Origin of the sequence: Hymenobacter guriensis, assembly GCF_015773195.1 — a bacterium.
Lineage (GTDB): Bacteria > Bacteroidota > Bacteroidia > Cytophagales > Hymenobacteraceae > Hymenobacter > Hymenobacter guriensis.
The window spans coordinates 308,252-320,650 of record NZ_JADWYK010000006.1; the positions used below are offsets into that span (position 1 = coordinate 308,252).

Annotated in this window: 8 protein-coding genes; 1 reads left to right on the plus strand and 7 read right to left on the minus strand. The window is 63.0% G+C overall.

Translation table 11 applies throughout. The features are described from left to right. Positions 1 to 59: 59 nt before the first annotated feature. Positions 60 to 3,005 carry an SBBP repeat-containing protein gene (locus I5L79_RS12395; protein WP_196955370.1) on the minus strand — a complete coding sequence of 982 codons (2,946 nt, stop codon included), beginning with the start codon at positions 3,003 to 3,005 and terminating at the stop codon, positions 60 to 62. Between the two features lie 264 nt (positions 3,006 to 3,269). Between I5L79_RS12395 and I5L79_RS12400 the strand changes: the two genes are divergently transcribed. Continuing rightward, positions 3,270 to 4,661 (plus strand): lysophospholipid acyltransferase family protein, encoded by a 1,392-nt coding sequence (locus I5L79_RS12400; protein WP_196955371.1) that lies wholly within the window; start codon positions 3,270 to 3,272, stop codon positions 4,659 to 4,661. A gap of 13 nt (positions 4,662 to 4,674) precedes the next feature. Here the strand turns inward: I5L79_RS12400 and I5L79_RS12405 are convergent, their stop codons facing one another. The 6 genes from I5L79_RS12405 to I5L79_RS12435 form a co-directional block, all read right to left on the minus strand. Beyond that, entirely contained in the window at positions 4,675 to 5,304 is a 630-nt protein-coding gene (locus I5L79_RS12405) for a hypothetical protein (protein ID WP_196955372.1), read from the minus strand. After that, the gene (locus I5L79_RS12410; RefSeq protein WP_196955373.1) at positions 5,304 to 6,134 is read right to left on the minus strand and encodes a metallophosphoesterase family protein; all 831 of its coding nucleotides are present in this window, start codon (positions 6,132 to 6,134) and stop codon (positions 5,304 to 5,306) included. The genes I5L79_RS12405 and I5L79_RS12410 overlap by 1 nt, the downstream gene beginning before the upstream one ends. Positions 6,135 to 6,403: 269 nt before the next feature. Beyond that, a complete protein-coding gene (locus I5L79_RS12415; protein WP_196955374.1) occupies positions 6,404 to 8,059 on the minus strand; it encodes an FAD-dependent oxidoreductase in 1,656 nt (551 codons plus the stop codon). A gap of 313 nt (positions 8,060 to 8,372) precedes the next feature. After that, entirely contained in the window at positions 8,373 to 9,770 is a 1,398-nt protein-coding gene (locus tag I5L79_RS12420; protein WP_196955375.1) for a sensor histidine kinase, read from the minus strand. A 129-nt stretch (positions 9,771 to 9,899) separates the two neighbouring features. Further along, entirely contained in the window at positions 9,900 to 11,588 is a 1,689-nt protein-coding gene (locus I5L79_RS12425; RefSeq protein ID WP_196955376.1) for an autotransporter outer membrane beta-barrel domain-containing protein, read from the minus strand. A 460-nt stretch (positions 11,589 to 12,048) separates the two neighbouring features. Further along, on the minus strand, positions 12,049 to 12,264 hold the full coding sequence (locus I5L79_RS12435; protein ID WP_196955378.1) for a hypothetical protein: 216 nt from the start codon (positions 12,262 to 12,264) through the stop codon (positions 12,049 to 12,051). Positions 12,265 to 12,399: the final 135 nt, after the last annotated feature.

The following is a 12,399-nucleotide window of genomic DNA, read 5'->3' on the forward strand; positions in this document are numbered from 1 at the left end:
CGAAGTGGCAGGGCTTTTCTGTGTTTTCTACAACTGGCTCATAGCGGGATGCTCGCACCTTACTGATGCATAACGCGAATAACCTGCTGGTAAGAGCCCTGGCGGACGGTAAGCAGGTATACGCCGGCTGGCCAGGCAGAGGCTTCGGGAACAGAAAGGAAACCGCCACGTGCCTCCTTACTTAGGCTGCGCTGCCAGCAGCGGCGGCCCAGCGCATCGTAGGCCGCCAGCGTTATCGCTCCGGCCGGTAGTTGCACCTGTAACTCACGCCCGAATGGGTTGGGAAAAGCCTGTACCTGCCCCGGCCTAGCGGCCACCTGATTAGCCGTCACGATATCCAGGTCACCTAACCGGGCGACAAAGCCCGTGAAGAACGTGCGGCCCCCCGCGAGTTCGTGCGTACCAAACGTGGCGCGGGGGCTGGACTGTTCGCCGGCAATGTAGAGGTGGCCGTCGGGCGAAAAGGCCAGCGCATTGCTTGCGTCCAACCAAGAGCCGCCGCCAGCTACGGCCCACTGCCACTGGCCAGTGGCATCCAACTGAGCCACAAATACCGAAGCGGACTCAGCAGTAATGGTCTGGGCACCGAACGTAGTCTTCGTCCCCGCAAAGCGGCCTGTGACGTACACGTTGCCAGCAGCATCCAGGGCCAGGGCCCGCCCTGTTTCATTGCCCTGGCCGTTGTTGGTAGCCTGGACGGCCCACGCCCACTGGCCATTCGGGGTTAGTTTGGCTACGTACAAGTCGCCCAGGCCCGAGCTTTGAAGGGTAGTTTCGCCCAGCATCATGGTGCCCTTGAAAGAGCCGGTGACGTATACATTCCCGGAAGCGTCGAGGCTCAGGCCGTAGCCAATGTTCTGGCCCTCGACGCCGGTTTCAGTGGCCCACACCCATTGGCCGCTGGCGGCGAGCTTAGCTACAAATGCACTAGGATTAAGGCCTCCCTTCAGCGTAAGATTGCCAAAGCTGCTGCTCAACCCAGCCACGCCGGTGATATACGTATTGCCGGCGGCATCTACGGCAATAGCGTTGCCGGCGTCGGGGCTGTAGGAACCGCCCGCACTAGCCCACAGCCAGTTGCCGCTGGCATCCAGCTTGGCTACCAGTACGTTGTCGCCGTTGAGCGTTGTTGTGAGGTTGAGGCTGCCCCAGATAGCCGGACTCTGAAAGTAGCCCGTGAGGTAGATATTGCCGGCCGCGTCGGTGGTGAGGGCATTGCCCCGGTCGCGGCCGCTGCCCCCACCGCTGGTAACCCAGCGCCAGGCACCGGTAGCCGCGCTCAGCTTCGCCACAAAAAGATCATCCTGCACCTCGGTACCGTGGGCCAGGGGCAGGGTACCGAAAGTGGCGGCGGCGGCCACGGAGCCGGTTACCACTAAGTCGCCGGCCGCGTCGAGGGCCAGGCCGCTGATGATATCGTAGCCGGCGCTACCGGCCTGCACGGCCCACAGGCACTGGCCGCTGGCCGTGAGCTTGGCTACAAAAGCCTGGTTGCCTTGCAGCTCGCTCCGCAAAACGGTAGTACCGAAGCGGGCTACGCCGGCAAACGTACCAGCCACGTACACGTGGCCACTGGCGTCCGTTACCATGCTGGTTATCAGCTTCTCGCCCCCAGCGTCGCTCTGCACGGCCCACTCAAATGTGCTTGCGTTGTTTAGTTTAGCCAAATACGCCGTTTGCACCAAGCCCGGACCGGGGCCGGCCAGGTGGGCGGTTCCAAAGACCGCGTCGGTACTGCGCAGCCAGCCTCCCAGGTAAAGGTTGCCCGTAGCGTCGAGGCCGAGGCTGGTACTTTCTGCCTCGTCATGACCGGTAGCCTGGGTGGCCCATTGCCACTGGCCGTTGGCGGCGCTAAGCCGGGCAACAAACAGCTCCCCCTGGTTGTCTGGCGCCGCAGAAAGCTGGGTAGCACCGAAGGAAACCGCACCACTGAACTCGCCTGCCACAAACAGGTGTCCCTGGGCATCGGCCACTATATCGGTGCCGGTATCGGAGCCGGTACCAGCCGTGCGGGTAGCCCACTGCCATTTTCCCCCAGCATTCAGCTTGGCCACATAGAAGTTGACGCCCCCCGGACTGCTGGCCGCCAGCGTAGCTGTGGTCCCGAACTTGATGTTGCCGCTAAACCAGCCCGTGGTATATACGTTGCCGGCAGGGTCGAGCGTAATGCCGTTGGCGTAATCGTTGTTGGTTCCCCCAGCCTGGGTGGCCCACTGCCACTGGCCTTCGCTATTGATTTTGGCCACGTACACGTCGCGCCCACCGCTGACAGACAATGCAGTGCCGAACGCCATTTTGCCGAGAAACTGGCCCGTGAGGTAGGCGTTGCCGGCAGCATCCACGGTCATGGCATCGGCATAGTCGTTGGAGGGCCCGCCGGCCCGGGTGGCCCACTGCCACTGGCCAGCCGGGTCGAGCCTGGCTACAAACACATCTACCGCATCGTAGGGCTCCAGGGTGAAGCTTCCAAACGTTATGGGGGTTGAGCTGTACTCGCCGGCGAGGTAAATATTGCCGGCGGCATCTACGCCGAGGGCGGTACCGGCTTCCGCGCCCATTCCACCGCTGGTCGTCAGCCACAGCCACTGGCCATCCGAACCCAGCTTGGCCACGAAGGCGTCGGACCCCAGGCTGGTGCTGGTAGCCGTGAGTTTTCCAAACGTAGCCGTAGCCCGCAGAGAGCCGGTGATGTAAGCATTGCCGGCCGCATCCAGGGCTATGCCGTTGCCGGCGTCGTTGCTGGCACCGCCCCCCGTCACGGCCCAGAGCCAGTGCCCATCGGGCGAAGCTTTAGCCACAAAAACATCCGGATTATCGGGACTCGCGGAGGTGATGGTGTGGGTGCCAAAGGATACTGTGCCCTGAAAATCCCCTACCACGTAGGTATTGCCCTGGGCGTCCGTCGCAGTTTTTTCTGTTCGGGCATTGCCATTGTTCGGGTCGGCCCCCACGGAGAAAGCAAGGTCCCAGGTTTGGGCTTCCGCCGTTATGAAATTCGTCAGCAAAAGGCAGGCGGCAAGGGCCCAGCCAGTCAGTAAAGGCACACGTATAGGTAGTAGCATCTTATCAGGAATAAAGTCCGAAACAGAAGCTGCCAGCGCTGGGAAAGTGCCGGCCAGTCTTCAAAGATATGACTGGCTGTTGCTGGCAAACAAATAGTATGCGCCCTATAAAGTGGCATAACCAGCTCTAAAACACCAGTTCTATATCCCGGCGTATTCGTGTCTTCTCGGCACCGATTTCCTTCGGCCGAACCCCTACCTTGCGCTATGCTCTTTTATACCGTGATGAAGCCCCTGGTGCAGGTGGCGCTTCGTGTCTTTTTCCGCCAGCTGGAAGTCCGCAACCCCAAGCGGCTGCAGGTGCCGGGGCCGCTGCTGATTGTGGGCAACCACCCCAACACACTCATGGACCCGCTAGTGGTGGCCGTGAACCGGCGCGACCCTATTGCTTTTCTGGCCAAGAGCACGTTTTTCCAGAACCCCATCCTGAAGGCCATTATGGAGTCGGGCAACTCCATCCCGATTTACCGGCGGCAGGACGTGGAAACCGGGGCCGAAAAGCTTACGCCCGAGCAGCTAGCCGCCCAGAACGAGGCCATCTTCGGGCGCTGCTACGACTACTTCGACCGGCGCGGCACCATCATGATTTTCCCCGAGGGTACCAGCGTGCAGGAGCGGCGCCTGCGCCCCCTCAAAACCGGAGCGGCCCGCATTGCCCTGGGCGCCGAGGCCCGCCGCAACTTTCAGCTGGGTTTGCAGATTCTACCGCTGGGCATCAACTACTTCGACCCGCAGCGCTTTCGCTCCGACGCCTTCCTGAACCCCGGCCCCACCATTCGGGTGGCCGACTACGCCGACCTGTACCGCCAGGACCCGGAAGCTGCCGCCGATGCCTTGACGGAGGAAATCCGCCAGCGGCTGGAGGTGCGCCTCGTCATCACCCGCGACGCGGCCGAGGACGAGCTCAGCCAGCAAGTGGAGCGCACCTTCGGCTCCCACCTCAACCCCGACGACGACCCCACCACGCTCTACGACAACTTCCAGCTTAGCCGCACCGTGCAGCAGGGCATCCTGTACTTCGAGCAGCACGACCCCGCCCGGCTGGCGGAAGTGCGCGGGCAGCTCTCGGCCTACCTCTACGAGCTGCGCCAGCTGGGTTTGACGGACGAGGCCCTGGAGTCGGGGCGGCAGCGGCCGGGCAACCGACTGTCGCGGGCAGCCAAGGCCACGCTACGGCTGGTGCTGGGCTTTCCGGTGTATCTGTACGGGGCTATCAACAACTACCTGCCGTACAAGCTGCCGTCGATGGTGGCCCGGCGCGCCACCAAGGACGCGGAGTTCGTGGCGCCCATTATGCTGGTGACGGGCATGCTGACCTTCAGCCTGGCTTACGTGCTGCAGACCCTGCTGGTGCATCACTTCACCCAGGACTGGCGCTGGACCACGCTGTACGCCCTGAGCCTGGCGCCTACTGGCTTCTATGCCCTGAGCTACTGGAACAACCTGGAAACCCGGGTGCGCCGCCTGCGGGCCCTGCGCCTGTTTCGGCGGGAGCCAGCGCGCACGGCCGGGTTGCTCCGGCAGCGGGGCCGCATCCTGCAGCTGCTGGGCGAGGCCCGCGCCGCCTATCTGGCTGCCCGGGCCGCCCAGCGCGCTTAGCGGCCGAGGTTTCCTAGAAATCCAGCTTCAGACCCAAACTCAGCACCAGAATATCGGCCGGCGACAACCCCTTGCGGTTCTGAGCATAGCTGATGAGGTACAGGTCGTTGGAACCCAGCTCATAGTAAGCCGAGAGGTAGCGCGAGCGGCCGGTAGTGGTAGTGGGCAAGGCGTACCCCACGCGGCTGCCCAGCAGCGGCCCCACCCGCGTGTCGGTTGAAAACCAGTAGTAGTCCTTGGTGTACTGGCCGCGCTCCTCGTCGTTGATGGTGCCGTGGGTATAGCTGAAGTAAGCGCCTGCCATAAGCGGGCGCAGCTGCCACTTCTCCCCTACCGACAGCACCCAGGGCGAGTACAGAAACTTGGCCGAAGCCAGGGAAAGCGTAGAGCCCGCGTACTTTTTGGGCACGTAGCCCACCAGAATATCCAGGTCGGCGTGGTCTCGCCAGAACGAGTAGCCCGCGCCGGCCGCTACCATGCCCAGGCCGCCGCCGGTTTGCAGCACCAGGTGGCGGGGCCGGTACCAGGATAATCGAGTGGAGGTTTGGGCCGGGGCATGCGCCGTGGTATCAGGCCCGAGCGGAGCAGCAGCGGAAGCCAGCGGCAACGCCAGCAAAGCCGAAAGAAGAAGGTGCGCTGCCATTAGAACTGCACGTGTTTAAGCCGAAATTCCTTGTCGCCCCACACGGTTACTACCACGTACTGGTTTTTCTCGAATCCGTCGGAGTTGATGTAAGTGATGCCGTCGTTGAAGGGCTGCCCGATGCTGAACGAGTGCCGGTGCCCATTCAGCTCGAAGGCCAGACGCGGGGCCTCACGCAGCAGCCGCACGTATCCGTCGCGCACGGCCGGGTCGAAGTCCTCGTCCTGCGGGGGCACGTGCGACACGATAATCTGGCGGCGTGCGGCGTTGTCGCTCAGCTGCTGCTGTACCCAGGGCAGGTCGGGCACGTGGCCGTTGAAGTTGTACTCGCGGCCGTTGGTGTCGGTCATGATAAACTGCGTATCCCCGTAGGTAAACGAGTAGTTCAGTGGTCCGAAGATGTGCTGATAAGCCTCGCGGCCGTTGCCCACCTGGTCGTGGTTGCCGATGACGGTGAGGTAGGGCACGCTCAGCTTGCGCAGCTGGTCGTCTACCCAGCGCATTTCGCGTCCCATTCCGAAGTTGGAAATGTCGCCGGCTACGAGCACAAACTGGATACCCGCCTGCTGGTTGACGCTTTTCACCAGCGCTTCGGCCTCATCATAAAAGCGCTGGGAGTCTCCCGTAAACACAAAGCGCAGGGTGTCGCCGGGCGGCAGCGGGGCAGCCTGCAGACGGGCCAGGTTCTTGACCGTGAGGTCCTGCTGGTCGCCGGGCGAGCGGTAGTCGTTCGGACTGAATTCAAGCAAATCGGCGCAGCCGCTGAGCAGCAGAGCCGTTGCGGCCGGTAGCAGCGGCCGCAGAAAAGACGAAGAAGTAAAAAGGGGCATGACTACAGCACAGAAACCACGAAACCGCCCCTCTCAGCGAGACAGCGGACACGGTTAATACCGAATCAGAGGCATAATTGTTAGCCCGACTGCAGCACCCAGGCAGGCGCGTAATGGCCGCGTTTCCTCAAAACGGCGGCTGATAAAGATGTTGGCGCTAAAACTGGCTAAAAAAGAAAAATAGCGTTTCCGCCCCGCGAGGTAACAATTTAGGAAAGCCGGCAGTCGAGTAGAGCCTGTAAAGTATGCTGATCTAAGCCATCGGCCTGCTACTCGTCCAGGTACTGATGCACGAACTTGATGGCCATACTGCCTTCGCCCACGGCCGAGGCCACGCGGGCCATGGCCCCGGCCCGGCTGTCGCCGGCAGCAAAGATGCCGGGCACGCAGGTTTCCAGGGCAAACGGCTCACGCTGGCGCTTCCAGCTGGCGGCGTAGCGCGGGTCCTGCACCAGGTCGCGGCCCGTAAGCACGAAGCCCTTGGCGTCGCAGATGACCTGCTCGCACACCCACTCGGTACTGGGCCGCGCTCCGATGAACACAAATAAGGCCCGCGCCGGCCGCACCTCTTCCTGGCCCCGGCTACTGATGACCACGCTTTCGAGGTGGTCCTGCCCGCGCACGGCGGCCACCTGGGTGTGGGGCAGAATTTCGATGTTGGGGGTGCGGCCGATCTGCTCAATCAGGTAAGCCGACATGCTGGCGGCCAGCGACTCGCCGCGAATAAGGATGTACACCCGTCGGGCATAGGTGGCCAAGTACATAGCGGCCTGCCCGGCCGAGTTGCCCCCACCCACGATGTACACATCCTGCTCCTGGCAGGAGCGCGCCTCGGTACGGGCCGCACCGTAGTACACGCCCGCGCCCGTCAGCGCATCAATGCCGGGCACGTCGAGGGTGCGGTAGCTCACGCCGGTGGTGAGCACCACGGCGCGCGTGCGTACTTCGCTGCCGTTGCTGAGCGTGAGCACCTTGTAGCCATCCTGCACGCAGAGGGCTGTTACTTCCTGCGGAGCCAGAAACTCGGCCCCAAGTCGAACAGCCTGACTCCATGCCCGGTGGGCCAGCTCGGTGCCGCTCAGGCCGGTGGGGAAGCCCAGGTAGTTCTCGATGCGCGAGGAGGTGCCCGCCTGTCCGCCCGGCGACTCCCGCTCGATAATCAGCGTCTTCAGCCCCTCCGAAGCCCCATACACGGCCGCCGCCAGCCCCGAGGGGCCGGCCCCAATCACCACCACATCGTAGAGCTCCTGCGAGGCCTGCACCACCAGGCCCAGCTTGGCGGCCACGGCGGCGCGCTCTGGCTGGGCCAGCGCAGTGCCATCTTCGAATACGACGGCCGGCAGATCGGCGGGGCCGTACCCCACGCGGGCCAGCAGGGCAGCGGCTTCGGGCTGGGCCTCGAAGTCAAGCCACTGAAACGCCACCATGTAGCCAGCCAGAAAGTCTTTGAGGGCGTGGGAAAGCGGTGACCATTGAAACCCGATGAGCCGGACTCCCTGGAAGCGGGGCTGGTGCGTAGCCTGCCAGGAGCTTAGCAGGTCGTGAAGCGTGGGGTAGAGCAGCTGCTGGGGCGGGTCCCAGGGCTTCATCAGGTAGTAGTCGAGGCGGGCGTGGTTGATGGCCCGGATGGCAGCCTCGGTATCGGCGTAGGCCGTGAGCAGCACGCGGCGGGCGTCCGGGAACAGGGTGCGGGCCTGCTCCAGCAGCTCCACTCCTTCCATCTCGGGCATGCGCTGGTCGGCCAGCAGTAAGGCCAGGGACTCGTTGCGCACTTGCAATTCCCGCAGCGTAGCCAGGGCCTCGGCCCCCGAGCTGGCGCGCAGCACCCGGTAGTCGCGCCGGAACTCCTGGCGCAGGTCCCGGTCGATGGCGGCCAGCACCTGTGGGTCATCATCAACGGCCAGAATAACGGGTTTCTTTTCCATGAGTCGGGGGATAGGCAATATAGAGTGACAAGCAATGAAGCTGCGTACATCAATGCTTAGGAGGTGCGCATCAAGTCAGGGAACGGCATCCCGCATACAATAGTAATTCGGATTACGCTGGTAACCTTGACACGCGGAAGGTTCTGCTCTGCCTCGCCATGACGGTCTGGCAACGTGAATGGCTTGGTTTTGTGCAGAAGGGAAGGCCTAAGTATTAGCCCCATAAACATCTGTTTGGATATAGGCACTATTTACCCACTCCTTAGGCACTCTTTAGCAGCTGCCTGAGAAAATTGCAATCTGATGCAACACCTCAGTTAAGTACCGGCAACCAAGCGCAGAACTCGGTGCGGCCTGGCGCAGAGCGCACTTCCAGGCGGCCGCCGTGGTTGCGCAGGATCCGCTGGGCAATATCCAGCCCCAGGCCGGTGCCCTCACCGGCCTGCTTGGTGGTGAAGAACGGCTCAAAGATATGCGGCAGCACCTCCGCCGGAATACCGGGCCCATTGTCCACGATGAGCACCTGCACAAACTCGCCCTGGCGCTGGGTGCGCACTTCGAGCTGCCCGCCTACGGGCAGCACATCCAGGGCGTTATCGAGCAGGTTGGTCCACACCTGGTTGAGGGAGCTGACCTGCCCGCGCACCGGCGGCAGCCCCGGCGCAAAGTCGCGCACCAGCCGGATCTGCCGCTCTCGCAGGCGGTAGCCCAGCATGTTGAGGGTGCTTTCGAGACCGGCCTGCACATCCAGCGGGGCGTAGTTGGCGCCGCGGTCCATGTGCGAGTAGGTCTTCACGTTGGAAACCAAGGTGCTGATGCGGGTGGAGGCTTCCTGTACGTCGTGCAGCAGGCAGCGGGCCGTCAGCTGGCTTTCCAGCCAGGCCAGGGCAATGGGGCGGGCCTCGGCGGCCAGGACCGCTGCCAGGGGCTCCAGCTCGGCGCGGGTGCGGCCGGCCTGCAGCAACGGGGCGGCCAGCCGGTAGCCATCGGGCACGCCCTGGGTTTCGAGCCAGTCGGCCAGCAGGTCTTCCTCATCGGCGCACTCCAGGGCCGTGAAACCGCCCCGGTTTTCGGGCGCAGCCGGCTCGGCCAGCGCCACGAGCAAAGCCAGGGCCTCGGGCGTGGGGCAGTGCTGCACCAGCGCCTGCAGAAACGCGGGCTGCTGGCTTACCTGGCTGGCCAGGGCCTGGGCGGCACGGGCAATGGCGGCGGCGGGGTTGTTAAGCTCGTGGGCCAGCCCGGCCGAGAGCTTGCCCAGGGCCCGCAGCTTCTCGTCGCGCTCCTGGGCGCGGGTTTCGTCGCGGGCCCGGTCGCTCATGGCACTCACCAGGCGCTGCACCAGTTCGGGGCTCACCTGCTCCAGCTCCGGAAACAGGCTGCGGTGCAGCACAAGCAGCACTGTGGGCCCGGTGGTGACTGCGAAACCGCTGCTGGTGCGCAGGCGCGAGTACGGCAGCACCCCGCTGATCTGACCAGCCTCTATCCGAAAGCCTGGCTCCCGCTGCCCGTTCACCACCCGAAAGAATTGCAGGCCACCCTGCAGAATCACCATCATGTAGTCGGCCGGCTCGCCGGGACGCATAATATCCTGCTGGGCGGCATACTCGCGCCGCTCCCCGTGGGTCAGCAGCCAGTCGTACACGGCAGGTGGCAGGTCGGTCAGCAGGGGCACGGCCGCCAGGTCGGCGGAAGTAAGCGCGGGTTCGGACATGGCAGGGGCGGTCAGGCTGAAAGTATCCGGGGCCCAAGCTAGCTAATTAACGCTGGCCTTGCCCTCAGGTCGAGCCACAAATTCCCCCGGCAGAGGCAGGCTCTCCCCGGCCCGGCCGCAACGGCGCAGCTATTCCCGGTAGATGAGCAGGATGCGAATGGGCTTACCCAGCACATCGGTGGAGGCGCTGCCGCTGGCCGTTTGCACCACTACCTGCCGGCTGTAGATGTACACCCCGTACAACACCCCGGAGTTCAGGCTGAAGTTAGGCGGAACCTGGTTGTTGTCCTGAGGCACCATGGCCGTCACGCTCAGAATCTTGCTGTCGTCGCTGAGGCCGTGCTCCACAAAGGTTTGGGCCGCCGTGGTGGAAATAGTGGCTGTCAGCACTTTGGTTTTGATGGCTGGGGCATCGGCGCCCAGCTTGGTAAAGCCATTGACATCGAGCGTGGCTGCCGGAGCCGCAGTACCGATGCCGACCTTCACGGCGTTGGCGCCGGTGCCCCCCAGGGCCAGGGAGTTGCTCTGGCTGACCTGGGCCTGGTAGCCGATGGCCCCGGCGTTGGTGAGGTTGCCCGTCGTCGGGCCGGCTTCAAAGCCGAAAGCCCAGTTGTTGCTGCCGGTGGTGTTGTTGTAGCCGCTGCTCGCACCGGCGAACTGGTTGTTGGCGCCGGTGGTGTTGCTGTAGCCGCTCAGGTAGCCGCTGAAATAATTGTAGCTGCCGGTGGTATTACCGTGGCCGGTCAGAAAACCCGAAAAGTGGTTGTAGCTGCCGGTGGTATTGGCCAAGGCGCTCTGATAGCCAATGAACTGGTTTTGGGTGCCCGTAGTGGCGTTCTTCCCGCTCTGGTAGCCGATAAACAGGTTGTTGTCGCCCGTAGTGTTGCGGTACCCGCTCTGGTAGCCGATAAACTGGTTGACGTTACCGCCGTTGTTGCTGTAGCCGCTCTGGTAGCCGATAAACTGGTTGTGAAAGCTCGTGAGGTTGCTGTAGCCGCTCTGGTAGCCGATAAACTGGTTGTAATACCCGGTGGTATTTGCATACCCGCTCTGGTACCCGCTGAACTGGTTATGGTCGCCATTGGTGTTGCCCAGGCCGCTCTGGAAGCCATCAAACTGGTTCATGTCGCCATTGCTGTTGCTGCGGCCGCTCTGGTAGCCCACAAAGTGGTTGGAGCTGCCCACCATGTTTGTGTAGCCACTTTCGTAGCCGATGTACAGTCCGTTGGAGCCGTAGGTGTTGGAGTAGCCGCTTTTAAGGCCCACATACAGGTTGTTGCTGCCCGTGGTGGTGCGGTACCCGCTCTGGTAGCCGCTGAACTGGTTGCCCTGACCGGTAGTAGCGGCCGCCCCGCTCTGGTAGCCCACAAACTGGTTGGTTTTGCCCGTTGTGAGGGCCAGGCCGCTGTCGGTTCCCAGCAGCACGTTGCTGGTGCCGCTGCTGCCGATGCGCACCGCGTACGGGCCCACTTCCACATCCTGGCTGGCCTGGTGGTTGCCCAGGTTGTCGCCCTGGCTCAGCAGCGGCAGCCACTGGGTGCCCGTGTAGTAGTAATAGCCGGCCGGCGCGGCCGGCACCGAGCTGGCATCGGTCTGGTACACCAGCAGCCCGGCGGCCGCGTTGCTGATGCCTGTTCGTTGCTGGTAGGTGAGGCGCGGGGGCAGGAAGCCCTGGCTGCTGCTTTTCACCTCCAGAGCCGCCGAGCCATCCGGGGCCGTGGTGCCTATGCCAACCGACTGGGCCCCGGCTTTTTGGACGAGAAGCAACAGCGCAAAGCCAGCCAGCAGAGGCCGTAGTTCGGGAGAGAAGGCAGCCATTGGACGAGGAAGCAGAAGTTGTTTACCCACGGGCAAAACTACCCCTTCCACTCACGCCCCGGTATAGCATAAAGATGCCATGCCGGCTTGTCCTTCTCTGTAAGCCGTGCCAGTGCCCGCCCACCAGCTGCCCTGGATAGGGCTACGGCCCTATCCAGGGCAGCTGGTGGCTTTAAGAGAAGACTCTGCTGAGGCACTGGCAGCGGCAGTTGGAGCGCGCAACCGCTCCGGCCGAAGGCTATAGCATAGTCGCCGCTGGCGCGTACGTTGTAGCCCATAACCAAGGAATACAGACCAACGATGGCACCGTCCCACTACGTGCCGTTGATGTAGCCCGCCCGAAAGGCGGCTTTGGGCAGATACTACAGCAGGCGGGTGCCGGAGCCTTCCTGCGGCGGATTAGCAGCTGCATCTCCTAAAAAATTGCCTGTAGCCAATTTCCCCTTATCGTTGTTTACTTCTAGTCTAGCCCAGCGTAGGAATTATTGTTGTAGTTCCCGTCCAGGGTATGTACTGTACCTATACTAACTTGTCCCTCCGAGTACACCCGCTGGCCGGTGCTGCTTACAGCATCGGTGGCCGTGTTCTGGCCCACCAGAAGCTTATCGGCCAGGTTCAGGTTCTGGGTGGCAGTGTGGGTGCCCAGGTTGGCGCCGCTGCGGGTTTTGTCGGGCATCAGGGGTAAAAAGGTGATTAAGCGTAGCCACAAAACTCGCTATGATCTGCCGGTGGGTCTAGGAAGTGTTAACAGTAGGTATTATTTTGGAGGATGGACTTTATGCTGACGGACGCGCAATGGGCGCGCATCGCG